This window comes from Streptomyces sp. NPDC038200, from assembly GCF_055600785.1.
The window spans coordinates 383,325-399,543 of the sequence record NZ_JBVJYH010000006.1 but is presented as its reverse complement, the minus strand read 5'-3'; the positions used below and the strand labels follow the sequence as shown (position 1 = coordinate 399,543).

Here is a 16,219-nt window from a genome sequence, read left to right as displayed (position 1 = left end):
GGTTGGATCAGACCCCGCGAGCCCGGCATGATCCAAACGAGAGGCCCTGGCTAGCGCGCCACCGTCTCCAGGTACAGCTTCACGTACCGGTCCACGTCCACCTGCAACGCGACGTCCACCAGCGTCCGTTCGCGGCCGCCCTCGTGGATCTCGGACTCGCCGGGGCGGGGGCGGCGGTCGACGACGGTCTGGCCGCGGGACGGGCCGGGGGCGAGGGAGACCTCGACCGGGAGGAGACGGGTGGTGAGGCCGGCCGGGTCGGCGACCGCGCACACCGCGCCCGCGTCGCCGAGGCCGCCCGCCTCCTCGGCCTCCGGTTCCTCGCCCTGGGTGGTCGGCCGGTGGGCGAGGAGTTCGCCGGCCAGGCGGGTGCCGGGCTCGCTGCTGGTGCGCAGCCGGTGCACCTCGGGGCTGGGGACGACGACCTGCATGAAGACGTCCAGGCCGTACATCGTGATCGGTACTCCGGCGGTGAGCAGGATCGCCGCCGCCTCCGGGTCGTGCCACACGTTGAACTCCGCGACCGGCGTCGCGTTGCCGGTGGCCACGGCCCCGCCCATGAACACGATCCGCTCGATGTTCCGGGTCACCTCGGGGTGGGTGCGCAGCAGCAGGGCGATGTTGGTCAGGGGGGCGGTGGGGATCAGGGTGACCGGGCGGGGGGAGGCGAGGATCTCGCGCCGCAGGAGGGTGACGGCGTCGACGGCGGCGGGGGCCCGGGTGGGGGCGGGCAGGCCGAGGTCGCCCATGCCGTCGGCGCCGTGCACGTGCCGGGCCGGGCGGGCCGGCTCCAGCAGCGGGCGCTCGGCCCCCCGGCCCACCGGGATGTCGGGGGCGCCCGCCCGCTCCAGCACGGCGAGGGTGTTGCGGACCACCCCGTCGACATCGGTGTTGCCGGCCACGCAGGTCACCGCCCGCAGGTCGAGTCCCGGGTGGCGTACGGCGAACAGCAGGGCCAGGGCGTCGTCGACGCCGGTGTCGCAGTCGATGATCACGGGGATGGGCTGACCGGTCACGGCGGACTCCTTCCGTCGTGCCGACCTTAGATCAGTTCCGGTGCCGTGCGGCCGGTTCCGTGCGGCCGGTTCCGGTGCCGTGCGGTCAGTCCCAGAGAGCCGGGCCGCGTGCCGCCACCCGGGCGGCGATCCGGCGCAGCAGTTCGGGCGCCGGGAGCGCGTCGGGGCGCCGCCCGTCCCGCAGGCGTACGGCGGCCAGTCCGGCGCCGGCCTCCCGCGCGCCGATCACCGCCTGGTACGGCACCAGGCGTGCCGCGCGGATCCGCGCGCCGAGGGTGCCCTCGCCGGGTCCGGCGAGTTCGGCGCGCAGGCCGAGCGCCACCGCGTCCCGGACCAGCTCCGCCGCCTGCTCCACCTGTTCCTCGGCGACCGGCAGCACGGCCAGCTGGACGGGGGCCAACCAGGCCGGGAAGGCGCCGCCGTGGGTCTCGATCAGGTGGGCGACGGCCCGTTCGACGCTGCCGATGATGCTCCGGTGCACCATCACCGGCCGGTGCTTCGCGCCGTCGGCGCCGATGTAGTGCAGGTCGAAGCGGGCGGGCTGGTGGAAGTCGATCTGGACGGTGGACAGGGTGGACTCGCGGCCGGCGGCGTCCGCGATCTGTACGTCGATCTTGGGGCCGTAGAACGCGGCCTCACCCTCGGCCTCCTCGTACGCCACCGGGGACTCGGCGAGGACCTCCCGCAGCAGTCCGGTCGCCCGCCGCCACAGCGCGGGGTCGGCGACGTACTTGCCGCCGGCGCCGGGCAGGGAGAGGCGGTGGCGTACGGCCTCGATGCCGAGGTCGGCGTAGGCGCGGGCGATCAGCTCCAGGGCGGCGCGGGCCTCGGCCACCGCCTGGTCCGGGGTGCAGAAGATGTGGGCGTCGTTGAGCTGGATGGCGCGGACCCGGGTGAGGCCGCCCAGCACGCCGGACCGTTCGGCCCGGTACATGGTGCCCAATTCGGCGATGCGCAGGGGCAGTTCGCGGTGGCTGTGGGAGCGGGAGCGGTAGATCAGGGCGTGGTGGGGGCAGAGGCTGGGGCGCAGTACGACCTCCTCGGCGCCGAGTCTCATGGGCGGGTACATGTCGTCGCTGTAGTGGTCCCCGTGCCCGGAGGTCTCGTACAGCTCGCGTTTGCCGAGGGCGGGCGAGTACACGTGCCGGTAGCCGGCCCGGCGTTCGGCGTCCCGGACGTACTCCTCCAGGGTGTGCCGGACGACGGCCCCGTCGGGCAGCCAGTACGGCAGTCCGGCGCCCATCAGGGGGTCGGTGTCGAAGAGGCCGAGTTCCCGGCCGAGGCGGCGGTGGTCGTGAGCGGACATGGGGGCTCTCCTCGCTGAAGGAGGCGGACGCCCCACGGCACGCGAAAGCCCCGGGGCGTTCGCCCCGGGGCTTCGATGCTGGTCAGGTGTCAGCGCGCCGGGACGGTCTCCGGCGTCGTCGTGCTCGACGGGCACTGCTGGGCGCGCTGCATGACCGGGACGGTACCGGGCCCGCACGGCCCGCGCCACGCGTTTTCGCCGCCCGCCCGTCCCCTCCCCCGGCCGTCCTCGGAGCCGTCCTCCGGCCACCGCCTCCCCGTTCCGTGGCCGCCCCTCACCCGTACGGCCCGGAGCGCTGGTGGGCGGGTCGGGCCGGTGGTGCCGTGAGATCAGGCACCCCGTCGGCCGCACGCAGCCCAGGAGGAACCGATGCTTCCCGAGATACGCGCCCGCATATCCCGCCTGCCCCGTGCCGTCCTCCTCCCCCTCCTCGCCACCGGTCTCCTCTCCGGCGGTGCCGTCGCGGCCCTCGGACTGCGGCACCCGGAGAGCGCGCCGCAGCCCCTGCCCACGATCGACCGGTCGGCGGTCACCTCCAAGAAGCCCTCGGGGCCCGGCGGTGCCTCGCTCAGTGACGAGCAGGCGGAGGCCGCGCTGATCACGCAGACCGACCTCGGCGCCCCCTGGACCGCCACGCGCGGCGCGGCGACCTGGCGGGACGGGCTGCTGAAGGCGCAGACCTCGGCCGGCGAGTGCCAGCGGCTGCTGGACGCCCTCTACAGCGACGAACTCCTCGGTGCGCCGGGCCGCGTGTCCATCGGCCTGGACGACGCCGACACCGACGCCCAGCTGCGCTACCAGATCGGCGCGCGCCGCCCGGCGGACGTGGACACCACGCTGAACTGGCTGCGCACCATGCCGGCGCAGTGCGCGCGGTTCACGGCGACCACGCAGCTGGGGCTCGTGCAGGACGTGCAGGTCGTGGAGGCCCCGCTGCCGGAGGTGGGGGACGCCCGGCAGGGCCTGCGCGTCTCCCTGGCCAGTACGGCGTCCGACGGGCAGGAGTACCTGCTCACCCTGGACGTGGCCGTCGTCCGGGTCGGCGAGGACGCGTTCACGCTCACCAACGGCGGTCTCGGCGACGTGCCGAACGACGCCACCCAGGCCGCCGTGCAGATCGGTGCCCTCCGCCTGGCGGACATCCGCAGGCAGGCCCGCGCGCAGGTCTGAGGGTCACAGCGGCGGCTGCGCCGGGGCCGGGCCCAGGGTGGTGGTGCCGGGCGCGGTGCGGTGGCCGAGGCCGGTGCGGTAGGCGTCCAGGGCGGCTTCGACGCGGCCGGTGCGGCGGAGCAGATCGCCGAGGAGCCGGCACAGGTCGGCGAGGTCGCCGGCGGCGCCCGCGCGTTCCAGGATGCTGAGGGCACGGACGTAGTGTTCCTCCGCCGCGTCGGTGTCCCGGGCGTCCTCGGCGATGATGCCGAGCAGGCGGTGCGCCCCGGCGGCGTGGACGGCGCCGCGTTCGGAGGAGAAGTCCCCGAGGACGCCCTCCAGCAGCCCGGCGGCCTCCTCGGACTTGCCCCGGCGGTGCAGGACGTCGGCGAGTTCGACGGCGGCCTGGCTGCGGTACAGGGCGGCCCGGTTCTCCGCGAGCATGGTGTGCGCCTGCCGCAGTTCGGCCTCGGCGCGGTCGAGTTCGCCGTTCTGGGCGCAGACGTAGCCGCGCATCCAGTGGCAGTTGGCCAGTTCGGTGCGCAGCCGCAGCTGGCGGTACAGCTCGGCCGCCTTGGCCAGGGAGGCGTCGGCCTCGGCGACCCGGCCCTCGGCGAGCAGGGTGCGGGCGACCGAGCGGTGCATACGGGCGATCAGCGCGGGATCCTCGGACTGCGGGGCGAGCGCGAGGGCGAACTCGGCGGCCTGGGCCGCGCGGGCGTGGGCGCCCATGTCCATGTAGGGCCCTATGACGCTGGCGTAGAGCAGCAGCAGCGCGTCGGGGTCGTGCAGTCCGCCGCGGTTCAGCTCGTCGAGGGCCGACTCCAGCAGGTACACCGCGTACCGGAGTTCACCGGCGAGGTAGTGGGCGACGGCCCGGCCGCGGATCGCGGGCACGCGCACCGGCAGCGTCTTCCCGGCCAGCCGCTCCTCCGCCTGCTCGAAGTACTCCCGCGCCTCGCTCAGCCCGCCCGTCTCCAGGGCGCACTCCCCGAGGCCGAGCAGGGCGGCGGCCTGTTCGCACCCCAGTCCGTGGGCCTCCGCCTCGGCCCGCAGCACCGCGTACTGGGCGGCGGCCTCCTCGGCCCGGCCGTCGGCGAGCACCCGCTGGGCCTCGGTGAGCCGCAGCCGCAGATCGGTGGCGAGGTGGGCGGGGCGGCCGACGGCCAGCTCCTCGAAGGCGACGCCGAGGCGGTCCGCGATGTGCCGCAGCGCCTCGTCGGAGGCCCGGACGCGGCCCGCCTCCACGGTGGAGATGTAGGCGGGCGTGTACGCGGGTTCGGCCAACTGCCTTTGGGTCAGCCCCTTCTGCGCGCGCAGCCGCTGCACCCGCCGTCCGATGACCTCCGGATCGTCCCGCTCGCGCATGGCCGCCACGCCCCCCAACTGCCTTGGCACCTCTTGCCGTTAGGCTCCGGAAGCCCCTAGGTTAAACGTCGAATTAAACCTGCTTAACAAGCCGCTGTCGTGTTGCGAGGTCGCCGTGTCCGGACGTACATCCGCACCCCACACACGCCCCACCGCGCGCAGGGCGGTGACGGCCGCCTTGGTCGCCGCGGCGGCCCTGGTCCTCGCGGCGAACGCCGGCCCGGCGCGGGCGGTACCCCCCGCCTCCACGGCACAGGTCATGACACCGGACCAGGCCCCCTCCCGCTGACGGAAGACACCCGGCCCGGCGCGGAAGCGGTTACTTGAGGGCGCCGACGAAGGCGGCCCAGGTCTGCGGCGCCACGGCGAGGTGGGCCACGTCGGGGCTCTTGGAGTCACGGACGGCGACGAGGGCGGGGAGACCGGCGACCTCTACGCAGTCCCCGCCGTTGGAGCCGCTGTAGCTGGACTTGCGCCATGCGGCGGGGCCGAGGGCGGCGCATTCGACACAGTCGCCACCGGTGTTGCCGCTGTACGAGGACTTACGCCACCGCGCGCTCGTCAGGGGCTGATGTATGCGCATAGCGTTCCTCCATCACGCGGGCGATCAGTGCCGCCGAATCCTCCACGGAGAGGGCGGAGGCCTGCAAGTGAGCGTAACGAAGGGCCGCTTCCCTCACGGTGTCCGAGCTGGCCGTCATGTGCCCCGAGATCAGATCCTCGGTGTACACGATCTCGGGGTGATCGACAAAGCGCAACGCATTGAACGAACCGATGAGACTGGCGTGTTCGCCTGCTTCGAACGGCAGCACCTGGATGCGTACCCACCTGTTGTCCCGGAAGCTCAACAGATGGGCGAGTTGGTCCCGCATGGTCTCACGGCTGCCGATAGGCCTGTGCAGAGCCGCCTCGTCCAGAACGACCCAAGTCAGCGGCGGCTGCTCACGTGCCAGGATGCGCTGGCGCTCAATCCGCGCCGCCACCAGTTCGTCGAGCTTGTCCGGCATGCCCGTCGCCAGCACCGCACGCGCGTACCTCTCGGTCTGGAGCAGCCCGTACACGACCTGCGCCTGAAACGTGGAGATGTAGGTCGCCTTCGCCTCCATCTCCGCATACGGCTGGAACCAGCCCGGCAACTGGCTCCGCAGAACCAACCCCACCAGCCGTGAGAAGAAGCCGTCCGTCATCAGCGCCGCGTCCGCCCGTTCGGCGAACTCCCGCGTCGGTACCTTCAGCGTCGTCTCGATCTGGCCGACCAGGGAGCCCGTGCAGAAGATGACCGCGCCCAGCTCCTTCTGCGTCAGCCCCGCCGCCTCCCGTTTTCTGCGCAGCTCGGAACCGAAGTAGTCCAGCGGTGAGGCACTGGGGTCGAGTTCGCGGATGTTGACCATGACGTGAGGCACCCCCTGCGATCGTTCTGTAGCTGAGCGTAATCGAAGGGCGGCGCACGGGTGCCGGGAATCAGGAAACCGACCTACGCCGCGACGGTGACCGCAGCCACCGCCCGTACCGCCCCGGACCTCACCTCCGCTCCCGTGCCCGCGCCGCACACCGAACAGGCGCCCGGCGAGACGCTTGCCGAGAAATTCTCGGCCGTCCCGAGCAACCACAGCCCCCACTTCGCGCCCGACCTGTCCACGGTTGCCCCGGGTGTCCGCACTCTGGTATCGGGGGCCCTGGCGTTGTTGTCGGTGGCATGACCTAGTCTTTGCGCACACTCGTCGCACGAGGCACACACGGCTCGTGCACAGGGGGCTCACACTTCGCCGTGCCCACTCGGGCACGCGCTTCTTTCATTCGTTCCGGGGGGTTCGAATCAGCGTGCGCAAGCGCTCTCTCCTTGCTGCCACCGCCCTGGCGGCCCTCATCGGCTCGACGGCGCTCGCCGTGCCGTCGTTCGCCGACACCGACCGGCCCATCCCGCTCTCGGACGCCGGCGACACCGTGGTGGACGGTGTCCACCAGCACATCTTCCTCGCCGACCGGTACAACAACCGGATCGTCGTCACCGACGCCACCGGCTACTACACCGGCACCATCACCGGCCTGCCCCAGGTCCGCGACCTCGAACTGAGCCCGGACGGCAACACGCTGTACGCGGCTCTCTACGGCGCCGACAAGATCGTCGCGATCGACACCGCGACGCTCAAGCAGACCGCCGAGTACCCGACCGGGCCGGGCACCATCCCGTCCAGCGTCTCCTTCGCCGACGGCAAGCTCTGGTTCGGCTACGGCGACCAGTGGGACTCGGGTCTCGGCGTGGTCGACCTGACCGCCGAGACACCGACGGTCACCCTCGACCTGGCCGCCGGGCACGACTTCGCCAGCCCGCCGAAGCTGTACGCCGACCCCGACAACCCGGGCACGCTGCTCGCCCTGGACGCGGGCATCAGCTCCGGCCCGATCATCGTGTACGACATCTCCTCGGGCACACCGGTCATCCGCGTCACCGAGGACAAGGGCGGCTTCTACAAGGACGCGGCGCTCACGCCGGACGGCCAGAACGTCGTGGTCGCCGGTCCCGGCACCCGCGCCCTCACCGAGTACCGGCTCTCGGACCTGGCCCAGGTGCGCACGTACCCGGTCAAGGACCAGCCGGAGACGGTGAGCATCGCCCCGGACGGCACCGTCGCGGCCACCGTCCTGGACACCGACGACGCCGGTGACACCTACGTGTTCACCGGTGGCCCCGACAAGCCCAGCGTCCGCAACGTCTCCCACAACTGGATGCCGTGGGGCGCGCACGCGATCAGCTGGTCGGCGGACGGCTCGAAGCTCTTCGTGCAGACGGACCCGGGCGGGTCCATGAAACTGCACCGGATCAACGAGCCCCGCAAGTACGAGGCGACCCTGACGGTGAACGCGCCGACGTCCGCGGCCCGTGCCAAGTCCCTCAAGGTCACCGGCAAGCTCACCTCCGGGCTGGCGCTGCCGGCGGGCACCCCGCTGAAGGTGACCCGCACGGACATGGAGTCGCCGAACGGCAAGTCCCTCGGCACCAAGCCGCTCGGCACCGGCGGCGCGTTCAGCTTCACCGACACGCCTCCGTCCGGCGGCCGGGTCACGTACACGGTGGCGTTCGACGGCGACGCCGCGCACACGGCCGCCAAGGCAGCCGACTCGGTCGACGTCTCCCGCGCCAAGCCGACGCTGACCGTCAACAACAACGGCAAGGTGTACTCGTACGGCAAGGACGTCAAGTTCACCGCGCACCTAGGCAAGACGTACAAGAACCGCACGGTGGAGATCTGGGCCGACCCGTTCGGCTCCGACAAGCCGAACAAGAAGGTGAAGACCGGCAAGGTCAACTCCCACGGCGACCTGTCGGTCACGCTGGACCTGAAGCGGGACACCAAGGTCACCGCGAAGTTCGCGGGCGACTCCCGTTACAAGTCGGCGTCCGCCTCCAGCACGGTCGGGGCCATGGTGAGCGTGTCCACGTCCGTGGGCAACCACTACAAGTCGAAGTCGGCGTGGGGCCACACGTACTACTTCTTCCACAAGTCCAAGGACCCGATGATCACGACGAAGATGTCGTACTTCCCGGGCCGGGCGCAGAAGTTCGAGTTCGAGGTGTACTACCAGGGCCGCTGGTACCCGGGCGACCCCTCGTACTTCAAGCTGGGCTCCGACGGCGTGTCCAAGGTCCGCATCACCGGCGACCACGGACAGGACGTCGGCTGGCGCTTCCGGGTCCGCTCGTCGTACATCAACAGCTCCTCCGGTGACACGGTGAACTCCACGACGCACGGCGCCTGGAAGTACTTCACCTTCACCCAGTAGGCGCTACCGGGCCGCCTGGAGCTGCCGGAGCTGCCGCTGGACGTTCTCCAGCGCGCCGCGCCGGCGGCCGGGCACCCTCAGCCGCAACTCCGCGAGCGCGGGTCCGAGTTCACGGGCCCGCGCCGTGTCCTTGATACGGGTCCACTGATGGTGGGCGCGGTCCACGGCCGCCTCCACGGCGGGCGCGTCCACCGCCTGCCCCGCGGCCAGCCGCGCCTCGGCCACCGCCAGCCAGGCCCGGCAACTGCGCACCGGGTCCCCCGCGAACATCGCCAGATCGGCCCGCACCTCGGTCCAGTGCAGCGCCTGCTCCGAACCGGCGCCGTGCGCCCGCACCGCGTCCTGCTCCAGCCGGGCGGCGATCCCGTCGGCCTCCCCGTGCCGTCCGCCCCGCACGGCGGCACTGATGTCCGCGTGCGGATCGGCCGGACGAGCGTCCGGCGCCGGAGCCGCTGCCGATACCGATCCAGCTCCCGGTACCGGTGCCGGTCCCGCTGCCGGTGCCGGTGCGGGTGCCGGTGCCGGTGCGGGTGCCGGTGCCGGTGCGGGTGTCTGCGCCTGCGCCTGTGCCGGGGCGGTGGCCTGCACGGCCGGGTGGAAGGCTTCCGTCCCCGCCGCCGCGGCCGGGCCGAAGCCCGCCGCCGGCGCGGATCCCGGGAGCCGGCCGCCGACGCCGGCCAGCAGCAGGTTGCCCGCCGTCTCCTGGGCGATCCGGGACAGCGTCTGCTGGTGCAGGACGTCCAGGGGCGGGCGGTGGCCGCTCCTCAGCAGCGTGGCCACCGTCTTCATGTACGCCGGCTCGGCCAGGCCCCGGCGGCCGGCGGGCGGGGCGACACGGCCGTACACGGCGGTGTGCCGGCCGCAGTCCAGGCCGCGCTCGGCGAGGTGCCGCCAGGTCTCGGCGTCCGTGTGGAGGTCGAGGACGAGAGCGGTGTCCGCGGCCGAGCGCAGCCGCAGCTCCTCCCGGATCCAGTGCCAGGGCAGTGCCGTGTAGCGGATGGTGGAGGGCGTCGTGCGGGCCAGGGCCAGATGGACCTGGTGCTGGCGGCGGTCCAGATGGAGCTGGCCGGTGAGATACACGGTGAGCGGGCCGGGCGCCGCCGCGGCGGCCCGCAGCCGGGTCAGGACGGCCTGCGGCTCCAGCGGGTCGGCGAGTTCGACGACGTTCGCGGTGTCGGTGCCGGACAGCACGGCGGGGGCGACGGCCGCCAGCACCGGCAGCACCCCGGCCGCGTCCACCAGGCGCCCCCGGCCCAGCGGCGAGGCCGCGAGCAACAGCACGGTTCCGGGCATCGTGCCTCCCCCTGTCACCCTGCGAACCCCGTGAACCCTCCGGCCCGAGAACCCCGTGGATCCGCTCTCCAGCCAGCACCGTAGCCGCTGCCGCCGCGAACCGGCGCCTCAGGACCGCAAACGTCCCCGTTCGTGGTCTTCGCCCGGCGCGCCTCCGGCACGCGCCGCCCGGCGCACCGCGAAGATCGTGAGATCGTCCTCCAGCCGCCCCCCGCTGTGCCGCAGCACGCCGTCGCGGACCCGCCGGACCAGCCGCCGGGGCTCGACGCGGCGCGGGTCGGCGCGGACCGCGCGGTCGACCTCGCGGACCAGCTGATAGAACTCGCCGGGCGTGTCACGGGCCTCGGTCACCCCGTCGGTGACCAGCAGCAGCGTCTCGTCGGCGGCCAGCGGCACCCGGTGCACGGGCGGCAGGCCGCCGCCCAGGTCAGCGAGGCCGAGCGGCATCCCGTCACCGCTCGGCAGCTCCCGGACTCCCCGCGGGCCGACGGCGAGCGGGGGCTCGTGCCCGAAGTTCGTGACCTCGATCGTCTCCGGGGCGTCGTCGGGGAAGGCGATGAGCACGGCGGTGGCGAAGCGGTCGCCGTCGTCCCGGCCGATCGCGGCACGGTGGCTGCGGTGCCGCAGCATCCGGACCTCCAGGCGTTCGGCGACGGTCCCGAGGTCCTTCTCGTGGTAGCCCGCCTCGCGAAAGGTGCCGAGCAGCGCGGCGGCGGTCTCGACCGCGCCGAGACCCTTGCCCTGCACGTCGCCGACGAGGACCCGGGCGCCGTCCGGGCCGGGCTGGATGTCGTAGAAGTCGCCGCCGACCCGGGCCTCGACGTCGGCGGCCAGATACACCCCGGCGTGTTCGAGTCCGGCCCAGCGGGGCGGCAGCGGGCGCAGCACCGTACGCCGGGTGGTCTCGGCGATGTCGCGGATGCGCAGGATCTGCCGTTCCTGGCGCACGCGCACGACGGCGGCCAGGGTGGCCAGGGTGCCGCCGAGCGCGACCAGGAGGAAGTCGCCGAGTCCGGCCTGGTACTGGTCGGGCCAGGCGCTGTCGACGACGAAGTACGTCACCACCGACAGGACGCCGTAGGCGGCCGTCGTCCACACCCCGCAGATCGCGGCGGCGATGCCCGGGACCAGGACGATCCAGGTGATGATCCGGAAGGTCTCGCCGGTGTTGAAGTCCAGCAGGATGATGCCGAGGAGCAGCAGCAGGGGCGGCAGCCACGCGACGCTCCGCCCGTGGACCCGCAGGAGCGGGCGCCCCCGTCCGTACTCCATCTCCGTCACGGCCGGCAGCCCTCCATGTCTTTCAGCCAATCACGGGAGAGAACCGCACGCATCCGGGCCCTCGCCCCCTCCTGGATCTTCCCGGTCCGTCCGGACACGGCCCGGCCGACTTGCCAGGCCGTGTCCCCCGGTGTGCCCTGAGAGCGGGGGCCAATCGGGGGCGAGGAGTGAATCGGGGGGCGAGGAGTGGTTCGGGGGCGAGGAGTGAATCGGGGGCTAGGAGTAAGGAGTGCTCTCATGGCTCAAGCGGCACCCGCGCCCGGCGGAATGTCCCGGCCCGGCCGCACGCCCGAGGTGGAGCGCGGTCCGGCCGGCGCGCACCCCCGTCCGCCCGACGTCTTCGACAACCGCACCCACGCGATGGCACGGATCGGCGTGCCGGTCGTGCTGGGCCTGATCTACGGCTACTGGGTCGCGGCCAACAGCCGGGACGGCGGTGCGATCACCGGCTGGAACCTGCTGCTCGGCTGGGTCAGCGCGCTGGTGTTCGCCGTGCTGTGCATGGCGCTGATGGTGCTGACCCCGCGGATGCGGCGGGAGACGCACGCGCTGGCGTGGACGGCGTTCGTCGGCTGCGCGTTCGGCTTCCTCTACAGCCAGAGCGGCAGCTTCATCTCCTCCCAGGGCGCCGGGCTGGGTCCCCACGACGACACGGTGCGGTCGATCCTGATGTCCCTGCTGGTGTCGGCGGTCACCTTCGCCGTGTTCTTCTACCGCTACTACACGCGGGAGGACGCCTCCGGACACCGGGTCCGCTGAGCGCCGCGAAGCGGCGTCGCACGCGTGGGCCCCGGCCGGACGGCCGGGGCCCACGCGTTCCCCTGTGTCCCCACTGTCACCCCAGCACCAGGAAACACCCGATCGGGTGAACCCTCCACCGGAGAGCGGAAGCTTGGATTCCGCCAAGCGGGGTCACCCGCCGCCCGAATGCAGTCCTCCCGCTCGCGCGCCCGGCCCCGCGGGCCTTGCCTGGAACCGTGTCCCCACGCCTCAGGAGCGCCCTGTCGGCCGTACTGCTCACCCTCTCCTGCCTCCTGCTGCCCTTCGGCGCACTGGCGGCCTGGGCGGCGTACGGGCTCGCCGACACGGGCCGCTACGTCACCACCATGGCGCCGCTCGCCGCCGACCCGGCCGTGCGCGAAGCCGTGGTGGACACGGTCGGCGACGGCCTCCTGCGCGCCGTGGACCAGCACCTCGACGTCCGCCGGTTCCGCGGCTCGGTCCGCCCATTCGTGCAGGACGCGGTGCGCTCCTTCACCCATACGCAGGCCTTCCGGCTCGCCTGGGACACCGGCAACCGGGTCACCCACGACGCCGTCCTGCGCGCCCTGCGCGAGGAGGACGACCGCGCGGTCACCATCGACCTCGCACCCGTCACCGCCCAGGTCAAACGCCAGCTCACACGCGATCACGTGCCGCTCGCCGCGCGCATCCCGGTGGAACACACCGCGGTCGCCGTGCTCCCGGCGGGCCGGCTGACCGCGCTCCGAAAGGGGTTCCACGTGCTCGAAGTCGCCGGTTTCTGGCTGCCGGTGGCGGCCGTCGCCTTCGCCGTCACCGGCATCGCCCTCGCCGTACGCCGGCGCCGGGCCGTCGCCGCCACCGCCCTGGGCACGGCCGTGGGCGGCGCCGTGCTCTTCCTCGCCCTCTCCGTGGGCCGCAGCCTCACCCTGGCCGACCTGCCCGCCGGGGTCTCCCACCCGGCCGCGGCCGCGGTCTACGACGCCCTCACCGCCACCCTGCGCACGGCCGCCTGGCTGCTGCTCTGCCTCGGCCTCGCGGTCGCCCTCCTGACCTGGCTCACCCCCCGGCTGCGCCTTCCCCGTCCCGCGCGACCGCGGCGAGGGTCGCCAGCGCCCGCGCCAGCTGCGGCTCCGGCACCGACGCGAGCCCGAGCCTGACCGCGTCCGGGGTCCGGCCCGGGTCGACGGAGAACGCGGTGCCCGGGGTGACGGCGATCCCGCGTGCCCGCGCGGCGGCCGTGAAGGTGTCCGCCCGCCACGGCCGCGGCAGCTCCCACCAGGCGAAGTAGGCGGCCGGATCGGACCGTACGGCGAACCCGGCGAGCTTCTCGGCGACCAGCCGCTGCCGCCGCCGCGCGTCCTGCCGCTTGGCGGCCACCAGCCGGTCCACGGTGCCGTCGCCGAGCCAGCGCACCGCCGCCTCCAGCGCGAACCCGCCCGCGCTCCACCCGCCCGACCGCACGGCCCGCGCCACCGCCTCGACCCGGTCCTCCGGCACGACGGCGAAACCGACGGTGAGACCGGGCGCGACCCGCTTGGACAGACCGTCGACGAGATGCACCAGCTCCGGCGCGAGCGCGGCCAGCGGAGGCGTCCCGCCGAGGTGCAGGAAGGACCAGATCCGGTCCTCCACCACCGGTATCCCCAGGCTGTGGACACAGTCGGCGAGCTGCCGCAGCCGCCCGGCGCTCGTCGTGTGCGAGGTCGGGTTGTGCAGGGCGGGCTGGAGGTAGAGGGCGGACAGCGGCGCGCCGCGGTGGGCGGTGGCCACGGCCTGCGGCACGAGCCCCTCCGCGTCCGTGGCGAGCGGGACCAGGATCAGGCCGAGGCGCGCCGCGATCTCCTTGACCAGCGGATACGTCAGCGGTTCCACCCCGACCCGGCCGCCGGGACGGACCAGGGCGGCGAGGGTGGCGGCGATGGCCTGGCGGGCGTTGCCGGTGAACAGGACGCGGTCCGGCCCGGCCCGCAGCCCGCTCCGCGCCAGCAGCGCGGCGACGGCCGCGCGGGCCGCCGGGGTGCCCGCGGCGGCGGCCGGCCGCAGCGCCTGGCCGAGCGCGTCCGGCCGCAGCAGCGGCGCCAGGGCCGGGGCCAGCAGCTCCGACTGGCCCGGCGCGACCGGGTAGTTCAGCTCCAGGTTCACCGGCGGTGCGCCGGCCGACTCCGCCAGGGTGTGCCCCGGCTGCCCGTCCGGCGCGGTGGCCCGCACGAAGGTCCCGCGCCCGACCTCGCCCACCACCAGCCCCCGGCGCACGAGTTCGGTGTACACGCGCCCGGCCGTCGACGGCGCTATGCCGTGCCGGCGCGCGAACGCCCGCTGGGGCGGCAGCCGTTGGCCGGGCAGCAGCCGCCCGCCGGTGATGTCGGCCGCGATCCGGTCGGCGATGCGCCGGTAGTCCTCCACAAGTCCCCCTGTCGTCCCACCCGTTGATTGCACCGAGGGCAAAGATTTTATTGCACCGAGTGGCGGGCCGACCTAGGGTCGTTGCCATGCCCCCCTTCCTCGCATTCGAGGACAAAGACCCCGGAACCACTTCCCGGGTTCCCCTCGTCCTCGTCCACGGCCACCCCTTCGACCGCACGATGTGGCACCCGCAGCTCACCGAGTTCGCCGCCACCCGCCGGGTGATCGCCCCCGACCTCCGCGGCTACGGCGCCTCCCCCGTCACCCCCGGCACGGTCCCGCTCTCCCGCCACGCCCAGGACATCGCCGACCTCCTGGACCACCTGGACGTGGACACCTTCGTCCTCGCCGGCCTCTCCATGGGCGGCCAGATCGTCATGGAGTGCGCCGCCCGCCTCGGCGACCGCGTCCGCGGCCTCGTCCTCGCCGACACCTTCCCCGCCGCCGAGACCCCCGAGGGCCGACGGAGCCGCAACGCCATGGCCGACCGGCTGCTCGCCGAGGGCATGCGGGGCTACGCCGACGACGTGCTGGAGAAAATGGTCGCCCCGTACGCCGGCCCCGAGGTCAAGGCCCATGTGCACCGCATGATGACGGCCACCTCCCCCGAGGGCGCCGCGGCGGCGCTGCGCGGCCGGGCCGAACGCCCCGACTACCGCGCGCTGCTGGCCCGGCTGCCCGTCCCCGCCCTCGTCCTGGTCGGCGCCGACGACACCTACACCCCCGTCGCCGACGCCGAGGCGATGCACGCCGCCCTCCCCGACTCCGCCCTGCACGTCGTCCCGGGCGCCGCCCACCTGCCCAACCTGGAACGGCCCGAGGAGTTCAACCGGGCCCTCGGTGCATTCCTGGCGCGGCTGGACGGGCGACCGTAGGCTCACTGCCGTGACCCAGCACCCCGGACGCAGGCTCGGCGCCTGGTGTGCCGGGCTGCCGCTCGCCGGGGTGAGCGCGGTCGTCGGCTGCCGGATGGCCGACACCGACGGCATCACCCCCGTCCCCCAGCTCCTCGCCTTCCTGCCCTGGCTGCTCGCACCGGCCGGCTTCGCCCTGCTGTGCGCGCTGCTCGCCCGCTGGTGGACGGGGCTGGTGTGGGCGGTCGCCGTGCTCGGCGCGCTCGCCTGGTACCTGGAGCCGTACGGCAGGACCGGCGAGCCCGACGGCCCGGCCCTCGCCACGTTCCGCGTGCTCACCTCGAACGTGGAGTTCGGCCGCGGCACCCCGGCCCTGACCCGGGTCGTGCGCGAACGGCGTCCGGACGTGGTCTTCGTCCAGGAATGCGAGTCCGGCTGCCGGGCCACCCTGGAGAGCGACTTCGCGACCGACTACCCCTACCGCCGGGCCGTCGAGGCGAACGGCTCCCACGGCTCCCTCATCCTCAGCCGCTTCCCGCTCCGGCCCGCCCCGGGCGTCCGCGGCACCATGGGCATGCCCGGCGCCGTCGCCGACGTGCACGGCCACGCCGTACGCCTCCAGCTCGCCCACCCCATGCCCCCGCTGCCCGACCAGGTCGGCCTCTGGCGCCGCGAACTCGGCCGGCTCCGCGCCTTCGCCGCCGCGGCCGACGGCACCCCCACGGTCCTCGCCGGCGACTTCAACGCCTCCCAGGACCACGCGGCCTTCCGGCACATCCTCGACACCGGCCTCACCGACGCGGCCCGCCTCGACGGCCACGACCGCACCCCGAGCTGGCCGTCCCGCACCGCCTCCGTCCTCGGCGCCCAGATCGACCACGTCCTCGTCTCCCCCGACTTCACCGCGACCGCCGCCCACTTCCCGCGCGTGCCCGGCACCGACCACCGCGCCCTGGTGGTCGACGTGACGCTGCATCGGCGCGAGTGACGCAGGAGAGACCGGCCGAAGCGGCGGAGGAGGG

Annotated in this window: 14 protein-coding genes and 1 pseudogene; 7 read left to right on the top strand and 8 right to left on the bottom strand. The window is 73.7% G+C overall.

The features are described from left to right. Positions 1-50: 50 nt before the first annotated feature. Together ACZ7KF_RS16275 and thrS are read right to left on the bottom strand one after the other, a co-directional pair. Positions 51-1,016 carry a nucleoside hydrolase gene (locus ACZ7KF_RS16275; RefSeq protein WP_471074281.1) on the bottom strand — a complete coding sequence of 322 codons (966 nt, stop codon included), beginning with the start codon at positions 1,014-1,016 and terminating at the stop codon, positions 51-53. Between the two features lie 85 nt (positions 1,017-1,101). After that, the gene (gene thrS / locus ACZ7KF_RS16270; protein WP_471074278.1) at positions 1,102-2,322 is read right to left on the bottom strand and encodes a threonine--tRNA ligase; all 1,221 of its coding nucleotides are present in this window, start codon (positions 2,320-2,322) and stop codon (positions 1,102-1,104) included. 369 nt (positions 2,323-2,691) lie between these two features. On the opposite strand from thrS, the gene ACZ7KF_RS16265 reads away from it, so the two are divergent. Further along, positions 2,692-3,492 (top strand): hypothetical protein, encoded by an 801-nt coding sequence (locus ACZ7KF_RS16265; protein WP_471074275.1) that lies wholly within the window; start codon positions 2,692-2,694, stop codon positions 3,490-3,492. 3 nt (positions 3,493-3,495) lie between these two features. Here ACZ7KF_RS16265 and ACZ7KF_RS16260 read toward each other — a convergent pair whose 3' ends face one another. From ACZ7KF_RS16260 to ACZ7KF_RS16250, 3 genes are all read right to left on the bottom strand, one after another. Next, positions 3,496-4,839: a helix-turn-helix domain-containing protein gene (locus ACZ7KF_RS16260; RefSeq protein ID WP_471074528.1), complete on the bottom strand. Its 1,344-nt coding sequence runs from the start codon at positions 4,837-4,839 to the stop codon at positions 3,496-3,498. A gap of 319 nt (positions 4,840-5,158) precedes the next feature. Then, positions 5,159-5,422 carry a DUF397 domain-containing protein gene (locus ACZ7KF_RS16255; protein WP_471074272.1) on the bottom strand — a complete coding sequence of 88 codons (264 nt, stop codon included), beginning with the start codon at positions 5,420-5,422 and terminating at the stop codon, positions 5,159-5,161. Continuing rightward, positions 5,382-6,230 (bottom strand): helix-turn-helix domain-containing protein, encoded by an 849-nt coding sequence (locus ACZ7KF_RS16250; protein ID WP_471074270.1) that lies wholly within the window; start codon positions 6,228-6,230, stop codon positions 5,382-5,384. The genes ACZ7KF_RS16255 and ACZ7KF_RS16250 overlap by 41 nt, the downstream gene beginning before the upstream one ends. A gap of 165 nt (positions 6,231-6,395) precedes the next feature. Here ACZ7KF_RS16250 and ACZ7KF_RS16245 point away from each other — a divergent pair. Then, positions 6,396-6,539 (top strand): annotated as a pseudogene (locus tag ACZ7KF_RS16245) (amidohydrolase); the annotation flags it as partial. A 121-nt stretch (positions 6,540-6,660) separates the two neighbouring features. After that, positions 6,661-8,622, top strand: coding sequence for an Ig-like domain repeat protein (locus tag ACZ7KF_RS16240; protein ID WP_471074267.1), 1,962 nt, complete (start codon positions 6,661-6,663; stop codon positions 8,620-8,622). A 3-nt stretch (positions 8,623-8,625) separates the two neighbouring features. Here the strand turns inward: ACZ7KF_RS16240 and ACZ7KF_RS16235 are convergent, their stop codons facing one another. Both ACZ7KF_RS16235 and ACZ7KF_RS16230 read right to left on the bottom strand, forming a co-directional pair. Beyond that, the gene (locus ACZ7KF_RS16235) at positions 8,626-9,915 is read right to left on the bottom strand and encodes a hypothetical protein (protein WP_471074264.1); all 1,290 of its coding nucleotides are present in this window, start codon (positions 9,913-9,915) and stop codon (positions 8,626-8,628) included. Positions 9,916-10,023: 108 nt separating this feature from the next. Then, the gene (locus tag ACZ7KF_RS16230; protein WP_471074525.1) at positions 10,024-11,187 is read right to left on the bottom strand and encodes a PP2C family protein-serine/threonine phosphatase; all 1,164 of its coding nucleotides are present in this window, start codon (positions 11,185-11,187) and stop codon (positions 10,024-10,026) included. Positions 11,188-11,433: 246 nt separating this feature from the next. Here ACZ7KF_RS16230 and ACZ7KF_RS16225 point away from each other — a divergent pair, with 246 nt between their 5' ends. Beyond that, positions 11,434-11,955 carry a hypothetical protein gene (locus ACZ7KF_RS16225; RefSeq protein WP_471074262.1) on the top strand — a complete coding sequence of 174 codons (522 nt, stop codon included), beginning with the start codon at positions 11,434-11,436 and terminating at the stop codon, positions 11,953-11,955. A 218-nt stretch (positions 11,956-12,173) separates the two neighbouring features. Continuing rightward, positions 12,174-13,097 (top strand): hypothetical protein, encoded by a 924-nt coding sequence (locus ACZ7KF_RS16220; protein ID WP_471074259.1) that lies wholly within the window; start codon positions 12,174-12,176, stop codon positions 13,095-13,097. Here the strand turns inward: ACZ7KF_RS16220 and ACZ7KF_RS16215 are convergent. Continuing rightward, entirely contained in the window at positions 12,997-14,343 is a 1,347-nt protein-coding gene (locus ACZ7KF_RS16215) for an aminotransferase-like domain-containing protein (RefSeq protein ID WP_471074256.1), read from the bottom strand. The genes ACZ7KF_RS16220 and ACZ7KF_RS16215 overlap by 101 nt on opposite strands. Positions 14,344-14,429: 86 nt before the next feature. Between ACZ7KF_RS16215 and ACZ7KF_RS16210 the strand changes: the two genes are divergently transcribed. Together ACZ7KF_RS16210 and ACZ7KF_RS16205 are read left to right on the top strand one after the other, a co-directional pair. Next, positions 14,430-15,218, top strand: coding sequence for an alpha/beta fold hydrolase (locus ACZ7KF_RS16210; protein ID WP_471074253.1), 789 nt, complete (start codon positions 14,430-14,432; stop codon positions 15,216-15,218). Positions 15,219-15,228: 10 nt separating this feature from the next. After that, on the top strand, positions 15,229-16,185 hold the full coding sequence (locus ACZ7KF_RS16205) for an endonuclease/exonuclease/phosphatase family protein (protein WP_471074250.1): 957 nt from the start codon (positions 15,229-15,231) through the stop codon (positions 16,183-16,185). Positions 16,186-16,219 lie beyond the last annotated feature (34 nt).

What these genes read in the sequence shown, in the direction of transcription:
- ACZ7KF_RS16250 (WP_471074270.1), bottom strand. Translation starts at nt 6,230, where the DNA reads ATGGTCAACATCCGCGAACTCGACCCCAGTGCCTCACCGCTGGACTAC.
- ACZ7KF_RS16235 (WP_471074264.1), bottom strand. Translation starts at nt 9,915, where the DNA reads ATGCCCGGAACCGTGCTGTTGCTCGCGGCCTCGCCGCTGGGCCGGGGG.
- ACZ7KF_RS16260 (WP_471074528.1), bottom strand. Translation starts at nt 4,839, where the DNA reads ATGCGCGAGCGGGACGATCCGGAGGTCATCGGACGGCGGGTGCAGCGG.
- ACZ7KF_RS16225 (WP_471074262.1), top strand. Translation starts at nt 11,434, where the DNA reads ATGGCTCAAGCGGCACCCGCGCCCGGCGGAATGTCCCGGCCCGGCCGC.
- ACZ7KF_RS16210 (WP_471074253.1), top strand. Translation starts at nt 14,430, where the DNA reads ATGCCCCCCTTCCTCGCATTCGAGGACAAAGACCCCGGAACCACTTCC.
- thrS (WP_471074278.1), bottom strand. Translation starts at nt 2,322, where the DNA reads ATGTCCGCTCACGACCACCGCCGCCTCGGCCGGGAACTCGGCCTCTTC.
- ACZ7KF_RS16255 (WP_471074272.1), bottom strand. Translation starts at nt 5,422, where the DNA reads ATGCGCATACATCAGCCCCTGACGAGCGCGCGGTGGCGTAAGTCCTCG.
- ACZ7KF_RS16265 (WP_471074275.1), top strand. Translation starts at nt 2,692, where the DNA reads ATGCTTCCCGAGATACGCGCCCGCATATCCCGCCTGCCCCGTGCCGTC.
- ACZ7KF_RS16230 (WP_471074525.1), bottom strand. Translation starts at nt 11,187, where the DNA reads ATGGAGTACGGACGGGGGCGCCCGCTCCTGCGGGTCCACGGGCGGAGC.